This is a genomic window from uncultured Alistipes sp., from assembly GCF_902388705.1.
Classification (GTDB): Bacteria; Bacteroidota; Bacteroidia; order Bacteroidales; family Rikenellaceae; genus Alistipes.
In genome coordinates this window covers 21,157-39,575 of sequence record NZ_CABMQJ010000019.1, presented here as the reverse complement: position 1 = coordinate 39,575, position 18,419 = coordinate 21,157, and the positions used below count along the sequence as shown (strand labels likewise).

The 18,419-nt window shown below is 54.4% G+C and carries 31 protein-coding genes; all 31 read right to left on the bottom strand.

Annotated elements, in window-relative coordinates:
- Nucleotides 1-324: 324 nt before the first annotated feature.
- The 31 genes from rplQ to fusA all read right to left on the bottom strand — a co-directional run bounded on the left by rplQ (nt 325) and on the right by fusA (nt 18,417).
- The gene (gene rplQ / locus QZT71_RS06945) at nt 325-930 is read right to left on the bottom strand and encodes a 50S ribosomal protein L17 (RefSeq protein ID WP_295914269.1); all 606 of its coding nucleotides are present in this window, start codon (nt 928-930) and stop codon (nt 325-327) included.
- 2 nt (nt 931-932) lie between these two features.
- Nucleotides 933-1,925 (bottom strand): DNA-directed RNA polymerase subunit alpha, encoded by a 993-nt coding sequence (locus tag QZT71_RS06940; protein ID WP_009597697.1) that lies wholly within the window; start codon nt 1,923-1,925, stop codon nt 933-935.
- Nucleotides 1,926-1,947: 22 nt separating this feature from the next.
- A complete protein-coding gene (gene rpsD, locus QZT71_RS06935) occupies nt 1,948-2,556 on the bottom strand; it encodes a 30S ribosomal protein S4 (RefSeq protein WP_295914265.1) in 609 nt (202 codons plus the stop codon).
- Nucleotides 2,557-2,606: 50 nt separating this feature from the next.
- Complete coding sequence (gene rpsK / locus QZT71_RS06930; protein WP_295914262.1) at nt 2,607-2,996, bottom strand: 30S ribosomal protein S11; 390 nt, start codon at nt 2,994-2,996, stop codon at nt 2,607-2,609.
- A gap of 13 nt (nt 2,997-3,009) precedes the next feature.
- Nucleotides 3,010-3,390, bottom strand: coding sequence for a 30S ribosomal protein S13 (rpsM, locus tag QZT71_RS06925; RefSeq protein ID WP_295914260.1), 381 nt, complete (start codon nt 3,388-3,390; stop codon nt 3,010-3,012).
- Nucleotides 3,391-3,427: 37 nt separating this feature from the next.
- A complete protein-coding gene (ykgO, locus tag QZT71_RS06920; protein WP_010262443.1) occupies nt 3,428-3,544 on the bottom strand; it encodes a type B 50S ribosomal protein L36 in 117 nt (38 codons plus the stop codon).
- Nucleotides 3,545-3,564: 20 nt separating this feature from the next.
- Entirely contained in the window at nt 3,565-3,783 is a 219-nt protein-coding gene (gene infA, locus QZT71_RS06915) for a translation initiation factor IF-1 (RefSeq protein WP_009597667.1), read from the bottom strand.
- Between the two features lie 6 nt (nt 3,784-3,789).
- Entirely contained in the window at nt 3,790-4,566 is a 777-nt protein-coding gene (map, locus tag QZT71_RS06910; RefSeq protein WP_295914258.1) for a type I methionyl aminopeptidase, read from the bottom strand.
- A 27-nt stretch (nt 4,567-4,593) separates the two neighbouring features.
- Complete coding sequence (secY, locus tag QZT71_RS06905; RefSeq protein ID WP_295914256.1) at nt 4,594-5,970, bottom strand: preprotein translocase subunit SecY; 1,377 nt, start codon at nt 5,968-5,970, stop codon at nt 4,594-4,596.
- A gap of 21 nt (nt 5,971-5,991) precedes the next feature.
- Nucleotides 5,992-6,438, bottom strand: coding sequence for a 50S ribosomal protein L15 (gene rplO / locus QZT71_RS06900; protein WP_295914254.1), 447 nt, complete (start codon nt 6,436-6,438; stop codon nt 5,992-5,994).
- A 27-nt stretch (nt 6,439-6,465) separates the two neighbouring features.
- Nucleotides 6,466-6,714: a 50S ribosomal protein L30 gene (gene rpmD, locus QZT71_RS06895; RefSeq protein ID WP_295914250.1), complete on the bottom strand. Its 249-nt coding sequence runs from the start codon at nt 6,712-6,714 to the stop codon at nt 6,466-6,468.
- Between the two features lie 14 nt (nt 6,715-6,728).
- Nucleotides 6,729-7,247 carry a 30S ribosomal protein S5 gene (rpsE, locus tag QZT71_RS06890; protein WP_295914248.1) on the bottom strand — a complete coding sequence of 173 codons (519 nt, stop codon included), beginning with the start codon at nt 7,245-7,247 and terminating at the stop codon, nt 6,729-6,731.
- 6 nt (nt 7,248-7,253) lie between these two features.
- The gene (rplR, locus tag QZT71_RS06885) at nt 7,254-7,616 is read right to left on the bottom strand and encodes a 50S ribosomal protein L18 (protein ID WP_295914246.1); all 363 of its coding nucleotides are present in this window, start codon (nt 7,614-7,616) and stop codon (nt 7,254-7,256) included.
- 16 nt (nt 7,617-7,632) lie between these two features.
- Nucleotides 7,633-8,220 carry a 50S ribosomal protein L6 gene (gene rplF / locus QZT71_RS06880; RefSeq protein ID WP_295914245.1) on the bottom strand — a complete coding sequence of 196 codons (588 nt, stop codon included), beginning with the start codon at nt 8,218-8,220 and terminating at the stop codon, nt 7,633-7,635.
- Between the two features lie 25 nt (nt 8,221-8,245).
- Nucleotides 8,246-8,644 carry a 30S ribosomal protein S8 gene (rpsH, locus tag QZT71_RS06875; RefSeq protein ID WP_295914242.1) on the bottom strand — a complete coding sequence of 133 codons (399 nt, stop codon included), beginning with the start codon at nt 8,642-8,644 and terminating at the stop codon, nt 8,246-8,248.
- Nucleotides 8,645-9,543: 899 nt separating this feature from the next.
- On the bottom strand, nt 9,544-9,840 hold the full coding sequence (gene rpsN / locus QZT71_RS06870; protein ID WP_009597626.1) for a 30S ribosomal protein S14: 297 nt from the start codon (nt 9,838-9,840) through the stop codon (nt 9,544-9,546).
- A 3-nt stretch (nt 9,841-9,843) separates the two neighbouring features.
- Complete coding sequence (gene rplE, locus QZT71_RS06865; protein ID WP_295914240.1) at nt 9,844-10,407, bottom strand: 50S ribosomal protein L5; 564 nt, start codon at nt 10,405-10,407, stop codon at nt 9,844-9,846.
- Nucleotides 10,407-10,730 carry a 50S ribosomal protein L24 gene (gene rplX, locus QZT71_RS06860; RefSeq protein ID WP_295914238.1) on the bottom strand — a complete coding sequence of 108 codons (324 nt, stop codon included), beginning with the start codon at nt 10,728-10,730 and terminating at the stop codon, nt 10,407-10,409. The genes rplE and rplX overlap by 1 nt, the downstream gene beginning before the upstream one ends.
- Nucleotides 10,731-10,750: 20 nt before the next feature.
- Complete coding sequence (gene rplN / locus QZT71_RS06855) at nt 10,751-11,116, bottom strand: 50S ribosomal protein L14 (RefSeq protein WP_091535369.1); 366 nt, start codon at nt 11,114-11,116, stop codon at nt 10,751-10,753.
- A 2-nt stretch (nt 11,117-11,118) separates the two neighbouring features.
- A complete protein-coding gene (rpsQ, locus tag QZT71_RS06850) occupies nt 11,119-11,373 on the bottom strand; it encodes a 30S ribosomal protein S17 (RefSeq protein WP_087359758.1) in 255 nt (84 codons plus the stop codon).
- Between the two features lie 12 nt (nt 11,374-11,385).
- Nucleotides 11,386-11,574 (bottom strand): 50S ribosomal protein L29, encoded by a 189-nt coding sequence (gene rpmC, locus QZT71_RS06845; RefSeq protein WP_295914232.1) that lies wholly within the window; start codon nt 11,572-11,574, stop codon nt 11,386-11,388.
- A gap of 12 nt (nt 11,575-11,586) precedes the next feature.
- Nucleotides 11,587-12,015: a 50S ribosomal protein L16 gene (gene rplP / locus QZT71_RS06840; protein WP_295914230.1), complete on the bottom strand. Its 429-nt coding sequence runs from the start codon at nt 12,013-12,015 to the stop codon at nt 11,587-11,589.
- 27 nt (nt 12,016-12,042) lie between these two features.
- Nucleotides 12,043-12,825, bottom strand: coding sequence for a 30S ribosomal protein S3 (gene rpsC, locus QZT71_RS06835; protein ID WP_295914228.1), 783 nt, complete (start codon nt 12,823-12,825; stop codon nt 12,043-12,045).
- 4 nt (nt 12,826-12,829) lie between these two features.
- Entirely contained in the window at nt 12,830-13,240 is a 411-nt protein-coding gene (rplV, locus tag QZT71_RS06830) for a 50S ribosomal protein L22 (protein WP_288331067.1), read from the bottom strand.
- A gap of 7 nt (nt 13,241-13,247) precedes the next feature.
- On the bottom strand, nt 13,248-13,517 hold the full coding sequence (gene rpsS, locus QZT71_RS06825; protein WP_009597568.1) for a 30S ribosomal protein S19: 270 nt from the start codon (nt 13,515-13,517) through the stop codon (nt 13,248-13,250).
- Between the two features lie 17 nt (nt 13,518-13,534).
- A complete protein-coding gene (gene rplB, locus QZT71_RS06820; protein WP_295914218.1) occupies nt 13,535-14,359 on the bottom strand; it encodes a 50S ribosomal protein L2 in 825 nt (274 codons plus the stop codon).
- 5 nt (nt 14,360-14,364) lie between these two features.
- Nucleotides 14,365-14,655 carry a 50S ribosomal protein L23 gene (rplW, locus tag QZT71_RS06815; RefSeq protein ID WP_018696467.1) on the bottom strand — a complete coding sequence of 97 codons (291 nt, stop codon included), beginning with the start codon at nt 14,653-14,655 and terminating at the stop codon, nt 14,365-14,367.
- 16 nt (nt 14,656-14,671) lie between these two features.
- Complete coding sequence (gene rplD / locus QZT71_RS06810) at nt 14,672-15,298, bottom strand: 50S ribosomal protein L4 (RefSeq protein ID WP_295914217.1); 627 nt, start codon at nt 15,296-15,298, stop codon at nt 14,672-14,674.
- A gap of 1 nt (nt 15,299) precedes the next feature.
- Nucleotides 15,300-15,914, bottom strand: coding sequence for a 50S ribosomal protein L3 (rplC, locus tag QZT71_RS06805; RefSeq protein ID WP_295914214.1), 615 nt, complete (start codon nt 15,912-15,914; stop codon nt 15,300-15,302).
- A 74-nt stretch (nt 15,915-15,988) separates the two neighbouring features.
- On the bottom strand, nt 15,989-16,294 hold the full coding sequence (rpsJ, locus tag QZT71_RS06800) for a 30S ribosomal protein S10 (protein ID WP_004329464.1): 306 nt from the start codon (nt 16,292-16,294) through the stop codon (nt 15,989-15,991).
- Between the two features lie 8 nt (nt 16,295-16,302).
- Nucleotides 16,303-18,417, bottom strand: coding sequence for an elongation factor G (fusA, locus tag QZT71_RS06795; protein ID WP_295914212.1), 2,115 nt, complete (start codon nt 18,415-18,417; stop codon nt 16,303-16,305).
- Between the last annotated feature and the right edge of the window lie 2 nt (nt 18,418-18,419).

Here is an 18,419-nt window from a genome sequence, read left to right as displayed (position 1 = left end):
CCGGCGGTCGTCTGTTTTATGGGGTTGCTCGGTTCGGCAACAGGCGGCAGATGACAGGCGGCCAGCAATCGGCGCCCGGAGCAATCAGCGCCCGACGACCAACAAGCAGCCTCCAGTGTCAGAAAGCCCTGCCCGGAATAATCAACAAACAGCGCAAACAACAACCGACGTCCCAGAGCCGGCAAGCAGCAAGCCGTCACCACCAGCAACCAGCGTCAGACAACAGACAAACGGTATCCCCGTAACAGGGAACCCGCAACCAGTGGATAAAAACAAATCCCGACTCCTTGCGGAATCGGGATTTATCATGAAATGTAACCGGAATTACATCTTCTTGCCTACGTTGGTCTTCTTGGCGACTTTCGGAGCGGCAACCTTGGCAGCTTTCGGAGCCGCGGGTTTTGCGGCTTTCGGAGCAGCAGCCTTTTTGGGAGCGGCTTTCTTTGCCTCGCCCTCGACTACGGTAGCCTCCTCGACGGCGTCGGTCTTCTTCGCAGCGGGCTTGCGCGAACGGCGCGTCTTGGGTTTAGCCTCTGCAGCCGCTGCAGGAGCGATGCCCAGCGTGTAAGCCTCGTTGAAGTCCACGAACTCGATGATGCACATGTCGGCAGCATCGCCCAGACGGAATCCGGTCTTCAGGATGCGGGTGTAACCGCCCGGACGCTCTGCGATTTTCGGCGCGATGGTACGGAACAACTCGGTTACGGCCTCTTTCTGCTTGAGGTACGAGAAGACGATACGGCGCGAGTGCGTCGTGTCCTCTTTCGACTTGGTCACCAGCGGTTCGATGAACTGGCGAACGGCCTTGGCTTTGGCAACGGTGGTTTCGATACGCTTGTGCAGGATAAGCGACGAAGCCATATTCGACATCAACGCTTTACGGTGTCCCGCCTGGCGGCCAAGGTGGTTGAAATTCTTATTGTGTCTCATAATTAATCTTTGTCAAGTTTGTAGATTGATACGTCCATACCGAACTTAAGGTTGAGCGAGGTCAGCAGCTCGTCGAGCTCCGTGAGCGACTTCTTACCGAAGTTGCGGAACTTCAGCAAATCGTTGCGGTTGAGCTTCACGAGATCCCCCACGGTATCCACGTCGGCGGCTTTCAGACAGTTCAGGGCACGGACGCTCAAGTCCTGATCCGAGAGCTTGGTCTTCAGCAGCTGGCGCATGTGGAGTACATCCTCATCGAACTCTTCGGCACCGTTGGTATCTTCCATGTTGACGGTGATTTTCTCGTCGGAGAAGAGCATGAAGTGCTGGATGAGAATCTTTGCAGCCTCTTTCAGAGCCTCTTTGGGGTGAATCGACCCGTCGGTAGTAATTTCCAAATTCAACTTCTCGTAGTCGGTTTTCTGCTCGACACGATAGTTTTCGATGGAATACTTCACGTTCTTGATCGGGGTGAAGATCGAGTCGATCGGAAGCGTCCCGAACTCGCACTCGGCGGGAGTATTCTCCTCGGCGGGTACATAGCCGCGGCCCTTGCCAATCGTCAGGGTCATCTGCATCTTCGTGCCGGGCGCGAGGTGGCAGATCACCAAGTCGGGGTTCAACACCTTGAAGAACGAAAGGTAATTCGAAATATATCCGGCAGTCAGCTCCGTCACACCCGCAACGTTAATGGAAACCTTCTCGGCATCCTGATTATCGACTGTGCGGATAAAACGAACCTGCTTCAGATTGAGGATGATTTTCAACATATCCTCCATCACGCCGGGGATAGCGGCAAACTCGTGGTCGACACCGGCTACCTTGACAGTCGTGATTGCGTAACCCTCCAGCGAAGAGAGCAGAATACGACGCAAAGCGTTACCGACAGTCATACCGAACCCGGGCTCCAGCGGCCGGAACTCGAACTTTCCGAACGATGAAGTGGATTCAAGCATAATAACCTTTTCAGGTTTCTGGAATGCTAATATTGCCATAATATATGAATTTGTTTAATTACTACTTCGAGTACAACTCGACGATGAGCTGCTCCTTGATGTTCTCGGGGATCTCCTCACGCTCGGGCTTCTGCAGGAACTTGCCACTCATCGAGGCGTTGTCCCACTCGAGCCAGGCGTAGCGGCTCTTCGAACCGCCGGCCAGAGATACCGTGATCACCTCCAGGCTCTTCGACTTCTCGCGAACCGACACCACGTCACCCGCACGCAGCGAGTACGAGGGAATGTTCACGACGCTGCCGTTCACACAGATATGGCAGTGCGAAACGAGCTGGCGGGCAGCTGCACGCGTCGGGGCGATACCCAAGCGGTAAACGACGTTGTCCAGACGGCACTCGAGCAGTTTCAGCAGGTTCTCACCCGTGATACCGCCCATGCGGGCAGCCTGGTCGTACGTACGTGCGAACTGCTTCTCCAGCAGGCCGTACGTATACTTGGCTTTCTGTTTCTCGCTCAACTGCGTGCCGTACTCCGACACCTTCTTGCGCTTGCGCGCCAGACCGTGCTGTCCGGGAGGAAAGTTGCGCTTCTCGAGCACCTTGTCCGCACCGTAAATAGCTTCGCCGAACTTTCTGGCGATCTTCGATTTTGGTCCTATGTATTTTCCCATTGTTTTGACTTTTTTAAAACTTTAGAAATATTCCTTACCTTCGACGCAAATTATACGCGGCGGCGGTTAGGAGCACGGCAACCGTTGTGCGGCAGCGGAGTAACGTCGATGATTTCCATCACCTCGATACCTGCGCCGTGGATGGTGCGCACGGCCGACTCGCGACCGGCACCCGGGCCCTTGACATAAACTTTCACCTTGCGCAAACCCATGTCGTAAGCGACTTTCGCGCAGTCGGCCGAAGCGGTCTGTGCGGCATACGGAGTATTCTTCTTCGAACCACGGAAACCCATCTTACCGGCCGAAGACCAGCTGATGACGTCACCCACCTCGTTGGTGATGGTGATGATCACGTTGTTGAAAGTGGAGTGTACATAGGCATTGCCCATGGCACCAACCTTAACAACCTTTTTCTTAACTGTTCCAGTTTTCTTTGCCATAATTCTCTAAAGATTACTTTGTTGCCTTTTTCTTGTTTGCGACAGTCTTCTTGCGTCCCTTGCGGGTACGTGCGTTGTTCTTGGTCGACTGACCGCGAACGGGAAGACCCAGGCGGTGACGGATGCCGCGGTAGCAGCCGATATCCATCAGGCGCTTGATGTTGAGCTGGACGGCCGAGCGGCATTCGCCCTCGACTTTGATACCCATATCGGCGATCGTCGAACGAATTGCGCCGATCTGGTCATCCGACCAGTCCTGTACTTTGAGGTCGTAGCTGATGCCAGCGGCCTCGAGAATTTTACGAGCCGTCGAACGACCGACACCATAGATATAGGTCAAGCCGATCTCGCCTCTCTTATTTTTTGGTAAATCTACACCGACTATACGTGCCATATAAATTCTTTTTCTTCTTTAATAAACCGTTTAAACATTACCCTTGGCGCATTTTAAACTTGGGATTTTTTTTGCAAATGACGTAGAGTTTCCCCTTACGCTTTACAATCTTGCAATCCTCGCTTCTTTTCTTGATGGATGCTTTTACTTTCATGATTTTCAAGCAATCTAATGTTATTTGTACCGGAAAGATATACGCCCCTTCGTCAGGTCGTAAGGCGTCATCTCCACTTTTACTTTATCTCCGGGGAGGATTTTGATGTAGTGCATACGCATCTTCCCCGAGATATGGGCCGTGAGCACGTGGCCGTTGTCCAGCTCGACGCGGAACATCGCGTTGGACAAAGCCTCGATAATCGTACCGTCCCGTTCAATAGCAGCCTGTTTTGCCATAGAGTCTTACTTGTTAATTGCCTGTTCGATGATACTAAAGTCCGTCAGCACGTCGGGCCCGTTCTTACGAACCGCAACGGCGAACTCGAAGTGCGCCGCGGGTTTATGGTCGCGCGTGCGGACTGTCCAGCCATCCCTTTCGAAAACCACTGCTTTGGTCCCCATGTTTATCATGGGCTCGATGCAGATGACCATTCCCTCTTTCAGGAGCGGTCCCCTGCCGCGGGCGCCGTAATTGGGTACACCGGGGTCTTCATGCATTTTCCGACCCAAACCGTGTCCCTCCAATTCACGCACCACGCCGTAACCGAAGCTTTCGGCATACTCTTGCACGGCCGCCGACACGTCGCCTACGCGATTGCCGGCCCTGGCCTGTGCCGTACCTTTATAAAGAGCCTCTTTGGTGACCTCCATCAGCTGCCGTACTTCCTCGGCAACCTCTCCAACGGCGAACGTATACGCCGAATCACCAACAAACCCCTTCATAAACGTACCGCAATCGACCGAAACGATGTCGCCCTCCTTGAGGACGCATTTCGGGGATGGGATACCGTGAACTACCTGTTCGTTTACCGATATACACAACGAAGCGGGAAATCCCTGATACCCGAGGAAAGCGGGAGTTGCTCCGTGCGCGCGGATGAAATCCTCGGCAATCGAGTCCAAAAACTTGGTGGTGACACCCGGCCGGATGTGGCGACCCACTTCGGCCAGTGTCTTCGACACCAGGATGTTGTTCTCGCGGAGCAGCTCGATCTCCTCGTCTGTCTTTAAATATATCATTCTTCGCTAAAACTCTTCGGAAAACTCCTAATGACGACCCTGGATACGTCCGGTCTTCATCAGACCATCGTAATGGCGCATCAGCAGGTAGCTCTCTATCTGTTTCAGAGTGTCGAGTACCACGCCGACCATAATCAGCAGCGACGTACCTCCGTAGAAGTAGGCGAACGCCTGCTGAATGCCCAGGAACTTCATCGCCAGCGCGGGCAGGATTGCCACGATGGCCAGGAAGAACGAGCCGGGGAGCGTGATACGCGTCATGATGGTGTCGATGTAGTTCACGGTCTGCTTACCCGGTTTCACTCCCGGGATAAAGCCGCCGTTGCGCTTCATGTCATCGGCCATCATTTGGGGGTTGATGATAATCGCGGTGTAGAAGTAGGTGAACGCGATTACCAGCACTGCAAGCGTAAAGTTGTACCAGAAGCCGGTCATCGAGCTGAAAGCAGCTGCGAAAGCCGTACCGGAGAACAGCGCCGGAATAAACATCAGAGCCTGCGCGAAGATGATGGGCATCACATTCGCAGCATTCATCTTCAGCGGAATGTACTGACGTACGCCGCCGTACTGTTTGTTACCGACGATACGCTTTGCATACTGTACAGGCACCTTGCGGACAGCCTGTACCAGAGCGATCGTTGCCATAAAGACAAGGAACAGGAGCACCAGCTCGAGGATAAGCATGATGGCGCTGCCGCTGGCGGTCTGGAAGCGCGCGTTGACCTCGGCCAACAGTGCGTGCGGCAGACGGGCCACGATACCGATCATGATTATCAGGGAGATACCGTTACCAATCCCCTTGTCCGTAATCTTCTCGCCGAGCCACATGATGAACATGGTACCGGCGATCAGGATTACCGTCGCATAGCATACGAACGCGAACGTGTTGCCGTAAACGAATGCAGAGGGCACCTGATGGTACAGGTTGGCGATATACGCCGGGCCCTGCAGGATCAGCACGCCGATGGTAAGGAAGCGCGTCCACTGATTCATCTTGCGGCGGCCGCTCTCACCCTCCTTCTGCATCTTCTGGAAATACGGAATCATCATACCCATGAGCTGGATGATGATGGAGGCGGTGATGTACGGCATGACTCCGAGTGCGAATATCGCGGCATTGCCGAATGCGCCGCCGGAGAAGACGTTCAACAGACCCAGCAGTCCGTTGCCCTCCAGCTGGCTGGCAAACTCCGACCCCTCGCCCAAAGCGTTGGGGTTGATACCCGGAATCACCACGAAACTACCCAAGCGGTAGACCAGCAGCAGCCCGATCGTGTAAATCACACGTTTGCGCAGCTCCTCAATCTTGTAGATATTCTTGAGCGTTTCAACCAATTTCTTGTTGGTCGCCAAAAGAGCGATGACCACTAAAAAGACGATACCAACAACGAGATACTGATTCATAATTTTGGGTTTCTAGGGTTCTTACAGTTTTTCGACGCTGCCTCCGGCTGCCGTGATGGCCGCCTCGGCGCTCTTCGAGAACGCGTGAGCCTTTACGCTCAACGCCTTGGTAACCGCACCGTTACCGAGGATTTTCACCTTGTCTTTCGACGAAATGAAACCTGCGGCTACGAGCGTGTCTACCGTTATCTCGGTGAGCGACTTCTTGGCTGCCAGCTCCTCGAGCGTCGAGAGGTTGATCGCCTTGAATTCAACGCGCTTCAGGTTGGTGAAACCGAACTTGGGAAGACGGCGCTGAAGAGGCATCTGACCACCCTCGAAGCCCAGCTTGCTCGAGTAACCCGAACGCGACTGCGCACCCTTGTGACCACGCGTGGCCGTGCCACCGTGACCCGAACCGGCACCGCGACCGATACGTTTGTCGTGGTGTGTTGAACCCTTTGCAGGTTTGAGATTATTGAGTTCCATCGTAAAAATTACTTCTTGCTGTTAAACTTATTCTGCGGCTTCAGCGGCTTCGGCAGCCACTGCCTTTTTAGCCTTGGGCGCTGCGGCCTTTTTCACGGCTACCTCCTCAACCTTGACGAGGTGCTTCACGCGCTCGATCATACCCTTGATGATCGCCGAGTCGTCGTGTTCGACGCTCGCGTTGATCTTCTTCAGACCCAGCGCGTCGAGGTTCTTGCACTGACGCGCAGTAGCGCCGATGCGGCTTTTGACCTGGGTGATTTTCAATCTTGCCATTTGTCTTTACAAAATTAACCGTTAAACACCTTGTCCATCGAAATGCCGCGCAGGCGGGCGATGCTGCGGGCATCGCGCAACTCGCACAGAGCGCCGATGGTTGCCTTCACCAGGTTGTGGGGGTTCGACGAACCTTTGCTCTTCGCGAGCACGTTCTTCACGCCCACCGACTCCAGCACGGCACGCATGGCGCCGCCGGCGATGATACCCGTACCGGGAGCGGCCGGGCGAATCATAACGACCGAACCTCCGTAACGGAGTTCCTGCTTGTGAGGGATCGTACCGTTGATAACGGGAATCTTCACCAGGTTCTTCTTTGCGTCTTCCACGCCCTTGGCGATGGCCGACTGAACCTCCGAAGCCTTGCCCAGGCCGTAGCCCACGACACCGTCCTCGTTACCTACGACGACGATGGCCGAGAAACTGAATGTACGACCTCCCTTGGTTACCTTGGTAACACGCTGGATGCTTACGAGTCTGTCCTTAAGCTCGAGGTCGCTCGTGCGTACTTTCTTTATGTTGGTATTTGACATAATCGCTTAAAATTTAAGACCGCCTTCGCGTGCTGCTTCGGCCAGCTGTTTAACTCTTCCGTGATACAGGTAGCCGTTGCGGTCGAACGCTACGGTCGCAATGCCTTTGGCTGCTGCGCGCTCTGCGGCCAGTTTGCCGACCAGGGCAGCCACTTCGCACTTGTTCTTGCCTGCGGCGGCTTTGGCCACCTCTTTGTCCAGCGAAGACGCCGTGGCCAGGGTCACACCTGCGAGGTCATCAATAAACTGTACGTAGATCTGCTTGTTGCTACGATATACAGTCATGCGAGGCTGTTCGGGCGTTCCGCTCACGATCTTGCGGATACGCATCTTAATCCTCTCTCTTCTTTCTATCTTGTTCAATGACATAACTTCAGACTATTTACTATTTAGCACCTGCTGATTTACCCGCCTTGCGACGCAGTTGTTCGCCGACGAACTTGATACCCTTGCCCTTGTACGGCTCCGGCTTGCGCAGCGAGCGGATCTTGGCGGCGACCTGGCCGATGAGCTGCTTGTCCGTGCTCTTCAGCGTTACGATCGGGTTGCCTTTCTTCTCCGTCACGGCCGTAGCGGTAACCTCCTTGGGAAGCATGAAATGCGTATCGTGCGAATAGCCGAGGCTCATTTCGAGGATCTGGCCCTTGACTTCGGCCTTGAAGCCGACGCCGACGAGCTCCTGTTTGATTTCATAGCCTTTCGACACACCGACGACCATGTTGTTGATCAGCGCGCGGTACAGACCGTGCAGCGAACGGTGGCGGGGCTGGTTGGTAGGACGCGATACGATCACGGCGGGAACTTCGTTGCCGGTGTGTATGTCCTTGTGCGTGCCGACCTCTACCTTGATGTCCGAGTCAACCTTCTGACTCATCGTCCCGAGTGGCCCTTTCACGCTTACCACATTGTCGGCCGAAACCTCTACGGTTACGCCGGCGGGCAGGTTTACAGGTAATTTACCAATTCTTGACATTGTTCTTGCGTTTAAAAATTTTCCATTAGTAGATGTAGCACAGCACCTCGCCGCCCACGTTCTCCTTACGTGCCTTGGCGTCGGTCATGATGCCTTTCGAAGTCGACAGGATAGCGATACCCAGGCCGTTCAGCACACGGGGCATGTCGCCCACCGAAACATACTGGCGCAGACCGGGACGGCTGACGCGCTTCAGGTTCTTGATGGCGTTGCCTTTGGTAGCGGCATCCCACTTGAGCGCGATTTTGATCGACGGGTGACCTTTCTCGTCGGTGTCGAATTTGTAAGCGAGGATATAACCCTGCTCGTAAAGAATCTTAGTGATTTCCTGCTTAATTTTTGAGCCAGGAGCTTCAACCACCTTGTGGTTGGCTTTCACTGCGTTTCTAATTCTGGTCAGAAAGTCCGCAATAGGATCAGTCATAACGAATAGAAGTTAAAAATTAAAGTAATTAGTTAATTATTTGGCCATCAGCGTTTTGAATTCGATTAAAATTCGCATCCGCCTCGGATGTTTCTGCTTTTCGCGCCTCATTTTCAGCGCTTTTGCTCGCTCTGCGCAGGCGTTACGCCCGGGCTATAAAGCGCGCAAATATACGTATTATTTCTCAAAAAACCAAGTTACGGCCTTATTTTTAGCGTTTTAAGCCCCGGCTTCGGAATACGGACAATGTTAGCACTGAAATGTTGCTAACATGACCCGTACAAATCCCCGCCGGCGGTGCCTCCGACGCCTTTCGGAAGAAATCCGCCCGTTCCGGCTCCGCCGCCTTGCGGCCTGCGCCGGTCGTCCCGGTCACACGACCGCCCTACCCGTATCCCGGCATGTCACCATACCCGGATTCCGTGGTCGCCGTCCGTAACCTGCGGATTCCTCCCCGGCCTTTCGGTTCGGGAAGTTTGTAACCAAATGCCTAACCCCTCGATTTCCGCCCCGCCGCCGAGAAGTTACCGCTTGCGGCGGCACTTTCCTCGACATTGCGACGTAACTACTCGGGTTCTGCACCCATATAAGCCCCGATTTCTGCGGAAGCGGAGACCTGCAACACGGCCTATCGGCCGCGGCGCCGCGCCGGGTTTTCTCCCGGCCCCGGCAGATTCGCATCCGCCGCATTCCTCTCCGGTACGGGATTCAATCCTGCACCACTGGATTTACGCACAGGATACGCCCCTCCCGGCTCCCTTCCACGGGCTTGCGCCCTCAAAATCCGGACTCGTTTTCCGGGAATCAGCATCCTCCGCCATCCATAAGTACGGCACAGAATCCGGCACCCGGCAGAAAACGGATTTTCGGATACCGGAGTAGTCCGGTATCCGAAAATATTACCAGCTTGCTTTCGTAACGCCCGGGATCAAGCCCTTCGAAGCCATCTCGCGGAACTGGATACGGCTGATGCCGAACAGGCGGATATAGCCCTTGGGACGGCCCGTGATCTTGCAGCGGTTGTGCTGGCGGATGGGATTCGAGTTGCGGGGCAACTTCGAAAGTGCGACCCAAGCCTCCTCGTGGTCGATCTCACCGCTCTTCAACTTGGCAGCAATCTCCTCGCGCTTATGTGCATAACGGTTTGCGAGTTTCACGCGCTTTACCTCGCGTGCTTTCATTGACTCTTTTGCCATAGCTTATTGATTGTTCTTTTTAGCGTTTTTGAAAGGAAGACCGAATTCGCGGAGCAGGGCGTAAGCCTCTTCGTCGGTTTTGGCCGTCGTAACGAACGTAATCTCCATGCCGAAGATCTTCGTAATCTTGTCGATGTCGATCTCCGGGAAGATAATCTGCTCGGTGATGCCGAGGGTGTAGTTGCCCTGGCCGTCGAACTTCTCGTTGATACCCTTGAAGTCGCGGATTCGGGGCAGTGCCACGGCGACCAGGCGCTCGAGGAACTCGTACATCTTCGTATCGCGCAGCGTAACGCGCACGCCGATCGGCATGCCCTTACGCAGCTTGAAGTTGGAGATGTCCTTGCGTGAACGCGTCTGCACGGCTTTCTGGCCCGTAATCTGCGTCAGCTCGGCCTCGGCGACATCGATGAGTTTCTTGTCGGCGACGGCCTGTCCCATACCCTGGTTGATAACGATCTTGGTGAGTTGCGGGCACTGCATAACGCTCGAGTAACCGAACTCTTTCATAAGTGCAGGTTTGATCTGCTCCTTATACTGTGTCTTGAGTGTAGGTACGTATGCCATTATTTGATCTCCTCCCCTGACTTTTTAGCGTAACGAACTAATTTACCTTTTGCATTGAGCTTGCGACCTACCTTGGTGGGTTTACCGCCTTTGGGGTCGAGCACCTGCAGGTTCGAGATGTGGATCGCCGCTTCTTTTTCGACGATACCGCCCTGGGGGTTCTGCGCATTGGGTTTCGTAGCCTTTTTGCAGAGATTCACGCCCTCGACGATAGCACGCTGCTTCTCAACCTCGACCTTCAGGACTTTGCCCTGCTGGCCTTTGTTGTCACCGGCGATGACCTGGACCATATCCCCTTTCTTAATATGTAATTTCACTGACATATCCGAAATTGTTTTTATGATTACAATACTTCGGGTGCGAGAGAGATAATCTTCATATACTGGTCACGCAGCTCGCGAGCTACGGGGCCGAATATACGAGTACCGCGTATTTCACCCTGGTTGTTAAGCAGCACCACGGCGTTGTCGTCGAAACGAATGTACGAACCGTTGGCGCGTCTGATTTCTTTGGTCGTTCTTACGACGACCGCCTTCGACACGGCGCCCTTCTTGACGTCGCCCGAGGGAGTCGCGCTCTTGACAGCCACCACAATCTTATCGCCGATAGATGCGTAGCGGCGTTTGGTACCGCCGAGCACCCGGATGCAGAGAACTTCCTTTGCACCGCTGTTATCAGCTACTACGAGTCTACTTTCCTGCTGTATCATAATTACTTGGCTCTTTCAATGATTTGTACTAATCTCCAACGCTTCGTCTTGCTCAACGGGCGGGTTTCCATGATACGTACGGTATCGCCCTCCTTGCAGCTCTCGTCGAGGCATTCGGCAACGAACTTCGTCGTCTTGTTGACGAACTTACCGTAGATAGGATGCTTCACCTTACGCGCTACTGCAACCACAATGGTCTTTTCCATTTTGTTGCTGACAACCACCCCAATACGCTCTTTTCTAAGATTTCTTTCCATAGTTATTCCTTATTAGGCGTTCTTTTGACGCAGAATTGTCAGCATGCGAGCTATATCTCTGCGGTTTTTCTTAATGATAGAAGGGTTTTCGACCGGGGACACTGCATGCTGCACTTTCAGCTTCTCCAGCTGCGCCTTTTCGGTTTCGATGCGCTCCTGCAGGTCTTTGATCGAAATATCCTTGATTTCTGCACTTTTCATCTTGTCTTCTCGTTAGATTGTGGTTTCGACGTAGTCACGCCTTACGATAAACTTGGTGGTAATAGGCAGTTTCTGGGCACCCAGGCGCAGCGCTTCCTGCGCTACTTCCAAGGGCACGCCCTCTGCCTCGAAGAGAATACGTCCGGGAGTAACGGGCGCCACGAACCCTTCGGGGTTACCTTTACCCTTACCCATACGCACCTCGGCGGGCTTCTTCGTAATGGGTTTGTCCGGGAAGATGCGAATCCAGAGCTGCCCCTCACGTTTCATGTAACGGGTGATAGCCTGACGCGCAGCCTCTATCTGACGACCTGTGATCCAGGTTGATTCAAGTGCCTTGATTGCGAACGATCCGTATGCAAGTTGGTTACCTCTTTGAGCTAAACCCTTCATACGACCTTTCTGCATTCTTCTAAATTTGGTCTTTTTCGGCTGTAACATTGTTGTTTTGCTTTAAAAAGGTCCGACTTACTTATTGTTGTTATTACGACGGCGGTCACCTCCGCGATCACCGCGGTCGCCACGGCCTCCGCGACGGTCGCCGCGGCCACGACGGTCACCGCGATCACCGCGGTCGCCCGAAGGAGCCTGCGCCGAAGCGCCTGCGATCTCGAACAGGTCGCGCTTGCCGTATACGATGCCCTGGCAGATCCAGACCTTTACACCCAGAATACCCACTTTGGTGAGCGCCTCGGTCAGGCAGAAATCCACGTCGGCACGGAACGTGTGCAGCGGAATACGACCCTCCTTGATGGTTTCGCTGCGGGCCATCTCGGCGCCGCCTACACGGCCCGAAACCTGGATTTTGATACCCTCGGCACCCATGCGCATGGTCGACGCCACGGCCGTCTTGACGGCACGGCGGAACGATACGCGGCCCTCCAGCTGGCGGGCGATGTTCTGGCCGACGATAACGGCATCCACCTCGGGACGCTTTACCTCGAAGATGTTGATCTGAATCTCCTTGCCGGTGAGCTTTTTCAACTCCTCCTTCAACTTGTCGACCTCCTGGCCGCCCTTGCCGATGATGATGCCCGGGCGTGCGGTGGAGATGGTCACCGTAACCAGCTTCAGCGTGCGCTCGATGATGATTTTCGAGATGCTTGCCTTGGCCAGACGGACATTCAGGTACTTGCGGATCTTGGCGTCCTCGACCAGCTTCTCGGAGAAGTCCTTGCCGCCGAACCAGTTGGAATCCCAACCGCGGATGATACCAAGACGATTTGCTATCGGATTAACTTTCTGTCCCATCTGATTACTTGTTTTCTACGGTTACCATTTTGTCAACTACGATCGTCACGTGGTTCGAACGCTTGCGGATACGGTGAGCGCGACCCTGGGGCGCAGCCTGAATACGCTTCAGCATGCGGCCGCCGTCGACGAATACCTCTTTGACGCACAATTTCGTATCTTCCAGACGCTCGCTCTCGTTTTTGGCCTCCCAGTTGGCGATCGCCGACTTGAGAAGTTTCTCCATACGGATCGACGCCTCCTTCTTCGAAAAACGAAGGATGCCCAATGCCTTGTTGATCTCGACGCCGCGGATGATGTCGGCCACCAGGCGCATCTTGCGGGGAGAGGTCGGGCAATCACGCAGAACAGCGATTGCTTTCTGCTTCTTTTCAGCCTTGATTTTCTCGGCTTTTATTGCTTTTCTTGCACCCATTTTCTACCTATTTTTTCTTGTTACCTGCGTGACCGCGGAAGTTACGGGTGGGAGCAAACTCACCGAGTTTATGTCCTACCATGTTCTCTGTTACATACACCGGAATGAATTTATTTCCGTTGTGGACAGCGATCGTCTGACCAACGAAGTCAGGGGAGATCATACTTGCACGCGACCATGTCTTGATTACCGACTTTTTGTTTCCCTCGGCCTGTGCGACAACTTTCGCCTCGAGCTTGGGGTCGATAAACGGTCCTTTTTTTAATGAACGGCTCATTATGTACTCTTATTTAATTATTTTTTCTTCTTGGAAATAATAAACTTCGAGGTCGTCTTCTTCGGGTTGCGAGTCTTATAACCCTTGGCGAGCAGACCCTTGCGCGAACGGGGGTGACCACCGGATGCACGGCCTTCACCACCACCCATCGGGTGATCGACGGGGTTCATCACCACGCCGCGGTTGCGCGGACGACGGCCGAACCAACGCTCACGACCTGCCTTGCCGGAGCTCTCGAGGCTGTGGTCGATATTCGACACGACACCCACCGTAGCGCGGCAAGTTACGAGTACCATACGAGTTTCGCCCGAAGGCAGCTTGATGATGGCGAATTTGCCCTCACGAGCCAGCAGCTGGGCGTAAGAACCGGCGGAACGGGCCATGGCAGCCCCCTGGCCGGGGTAGAGTTCGATATTGTGGACGACCGTACCCAGCGGAATCTCGCTCAGGAAAAGCGTGTTTCCGACTTCGGGAGCAACGCCTGCGCCGCTCATTACGGTCTGGCCCACCTGGAGGCCGTTGGGTGCGATGATGTAACTCTTCTCACCGTCGGCATATACCAGAAGTGCAATACGTGCGGTACGATTGGGATCGTACTCGATAGATTTTACAGTTGCAGCGATGCCGTCCTTTGAACGCTTGAAATCGACGTTACGATACATCTGTTTGTGACCGCCGCCGATGTAGCGAACCGTCATTTTACCAGAGTTGTTACGGCCGCCCGAGCTTTTCTTGGGGCTGAGCAACGACTTCTCAGGCTTGTTCGTCGTAACTTCGTCGAACGTGCCGATAATCTTATGTCTCGTACCTGCGGTAACAGGCTTAAATTTTCTTACTGCCATCTTCGTTAGATATTACTGTAAAAATCTATCTTATCTCCGTCCTTCAAGGTGACGATAGCCTTCTTGAAGTTGTTAGCGCGTCCCTCCAAGAGGCCGGCCTTGGTATAGCGGCTCTTGAGTTTGCCCATGTAGTTCACGGTGTTCACATCCGTCACGACGACGTTGTACATCTGCTCTACGGCATTGCGAATCTGCAGCTTGTTAGCCCTCACGTCAACGATAAAACCGTAGCGATTCAACTTTTCGCCCTGAATCGTCATTTTTTCGGTCAAAACCGGCTTAATAATAATTTCCATTGTGTGTCTTGCGTTTTTAAGCTAACATCGTATTCAAAACATTCTCTGCGCCTTCCACCATCACGATAGCCGATGCGTTCATCACATCGTACGTGCAGACGTTCTGCGCCAGCACGGGCTGTACGTAAGGCAGGTTGCGGCACGAAAGCTGAAGGTTCACGTTGGACTCCGGAAGAACCAGCAGAACTTTCTTGTCGGCTACTTTCAGCGCATCGGCCAGAGCCACGACGGCCTTGGTTTTGGGAGCGTCCATCGAGATGGCCTCCACGACGCTGATCACGCCTGCCTGCGCCTTGTAGGTCAGTGCGCTGCGGCGGGCCAGCTGCTTGAGCTTCTTGTTGAGCTTGAAGCTGTAGTCGCGGGGCTGGGGGCCGAAGATGCGGCCGCCGCCCGGGAACAGGGGCGACTTGATGCTGCCCGCACGGGCGCCGCCGGTGCCTTTCTGACGTTTGAGCTTACGCGTCGAACCGGCAACTTCGTTGCGCTGCTTCGACTTGTGCGTACCCTGACGCTGGTCAGCGAGATACTGCTTCACGTCGAGGTAGATAGCGTGGTCATTAGCCTCCACGCCGAAGACGGCGTCCGAAAGAGTGACCTTACGACCCGTTTCTTTTCCTTGTGTGTTTAAAACAGCTAATTCCATACTACTTCTCAATTGTTAAATAAGCACCCTTTGCTCCCGGAATCGAACCTTTCACGAGGATAAGGTTGCTCTCGGGAATAACTTTCAAAACTTTCAGGTTCAAAACCTTGACCTGCTCGCCACCCATCTGGCCGGGCAAGCGCTTGCCCTTGAAGACGCGCGACGGATAGGACGATGCACCCAGCGAACCGGGTTTGCGCTGACGGTTGTGCTGGCCGTGGGTCTGACCGCCCACGCCGCCGAAACCGTGGCGCTTCACAACGCCCTGGAAGCCTTTACCTTTCGATATCCCGGTCACGTCGACCCAGTCCTCCTCCGAGAAGAGGTCTACGGTGAGCGTGTCGCCGAGATTCACTTCAGGCATCCCCTTGAATTCAGCCATTTTGCGCTTCGGGGTCGTGCCGGCTTTCTTGAAGTGTCCTAACAAACTGCTGCTGGTGTGCTTTTCACTTTTCTCGTCATAGGCAATCTGTACCGCTTCGTAGGTGTCCTTCTCCACGGTCTTGATTTGCGTAACAACGCACGGACCAGCCTCAATGACAGTGCATGGTATATTCTTACCCTCGGCACTGTAAACGGAAGTCATTCCGATTTTCTTTCCAATAAGTCCTGACATTTGTTGTCGATTGTTTGTTATAAATAAAGTGATCTTTCGTTGCTATACTTAATATAGGTACAAGCCTTCCGTTATCACACCTTGATTTCTACCTCCACACCCGAGGGAAGCTCCAGCTTCATCAGTGCGTCGATCGTCTTGGGCGTCGACGAATAGATGTCGAGGATACGCTTGAATGTGCAGAGCTGGAACTGCTCGCGGGCTTTCTTGTTGACGAAAGTCGAGCGGTTCACCGTAAAAATCTGCTTGTGCGTGGGAAGGGGCACAGGACCGCTCACAACGGCGCCCGTGCTCTTCACAGTCTTCACAATCTTCTCGGCCGACTTGTCCACGAGATTGTGATCGAATGACTTTAACTTGATTCTAATCTTCTGGTTCATATGTTTGCTTATTCTATATCCTTACGTTTACCACTCGCTTTCTCGATGATCTCCTTTGCCAGGTTGGCGGGAACCTCCTCGAAGTGCGAGAACTCCATGGACGAGGTTGCGCGGCCCGACGAAATCGTACGCAGCACGGTTACATAACCGAACATCTCCGACAGGGGAACCTTGGCTTTCACCACACGGGCGGTGCCTTTCGACTCCATACCGGTGATTTGGCCGCGGCGCTTGTTCAAATCGCCGATAATGTCGCCCATGTTCTCCTCGGGGGTCACGACCTCCACGGACATGATAGGCTCCAGAATCACCGAACCTGCCTTGGGAGCAGCCGCACGGTAACCGTTGCGGGCAGCGATTTCGAACGACAGCTGGTCTGAATCGACGGGGTGGAACGAACCGTCTTTCAGGGTAATTTTCATCGAGTCCATCTGGTAGCCGGCCAGGGCACCGTTGGTCATGGCCGATTCGAAACCTTTCTGAACCGAGGGAATGAACTCCTTGGGAATGTTACCGCCCTTGACTTCGTCGACGAACGTAAGGCCCATCTTGCCTTCCTCGGCAGGCCCGATTTCGAAGATGATGTCGGCGAACTTACCGCGGCCGCCGGTCTGCTTCTTGAATACCTCGCGGTGCTGAACGGTCTTGGTAAGCGACTCCTTGTAGTTAACCTGGGGAGCGCCCTGGTTGATCTCGACACCGAACTCGCGGCGCAGACGGTCGACGATGATGTCGAGGTGCAGCTCACCCATACCGCTGATGACGGTCTGGCCCGAATCCTCGTCGGTGTGTACCGTAAAGGTGGGGTCCTCTTCGGCCAGCTTCGCCAGTGCGATGCCGAGCTTGTCGAGGTCTTTCTGGGTCTTGGGCTCCACGGCCAGGCCGATTACCGGCTCGGGGAAGGTCATCTGCTCGAGTACGATAGGTGCGTTCTCGGCGCAGAGCGTATCGCCCGTGCGAATCTCCTTGAAGCCTACGGCTGCGCAGATGTCGCCGGCGCCGACGGTTTCCATCGGATTCTGCTTGTTGGCGTGCATCTGGTAGATACGGCTGATGCGCTCGCGTTTGCCGCTGCGCGAATTGAATACGTAGGAACCGGCGTCGAGTTTACCCGAATAGATACGCACGAAAGCCAGACGGCCTACGAACGGGTCGGTAGCAATCTTGAACGCAAGGCCGCAGAACGGTTCGTCCTCGGTAGCGTGGCGCACCTCCTCTTTGTCGGTTTTGGGGTTCATACCCGTAACTGCGGGTACGTCCAGCGGCGAGGGCAGGAATGCAATGACATAGTCGAGCAGTTTCTGCACGCCCTTGTTGTGGAACGACGAACCGCAGAGCATCGGTACGAGCTGCATCGAGATCGTAGCCTTGCGAATCGCTGCGAGCAACTCCTCGGGAGTGATCGAATCGGGATTCTCGAAAAACTTCTCCATCAGCGCATCGTCGGTCGAAGCAACCTCCTCGATGAGCTTGGCGCGCCATTCGGCAGCCTCGGCGGCCATCGACGCGGGAATCTCCTTCAGTTCGAAGTTGTCGCGAACGGTCTTGTCGTCGTTGTAGTAGATTGCATTATTATATATAAGGTCTACCAGGCCTTCGAATTTGTCCTCGGCACCGATAGGCAGAACGACCGGCAGGGCCGTAGCGCCGAAGTGCTCCTTGATCTGTGCGCACACAGCCAGGAAGTCGGCGCCCGTGCGGTCCATCTTGTTGACGTAACCGATACGGGGAACGTTGTATTTGTCAGCCTGGCGCCATACGGTTTCCGACTGGGGCTCCACGCCGCCCACGGCGCAGAACGTCGCAACGGCGCCGTCCAGTACGCGCAGCGAGCGCTCCACCTCGACGGTGAAGTCGACGTGTCCCGGGGTGTCGATCAGGTTGATCTGGTACTGCTTGTCCTTATAGTTCCAGAAAGCGGTCGTGGCGGCCGAGGTAATGGTGATGCCGCGCTCCTGCTCCTGAACCATCCAGTCCATCGTAGCGCCGCCTTCGTGTACCTCGCCGATCTTATGGGTTTTGCCCGTGTAAAAAAGGATACGCTCCGACGTGGTGGTCTTACCGGCATCGATGTGAGCCATGATACCGATATTGCGAGTGTAATGTAAATCTCTGGTTGCCATCT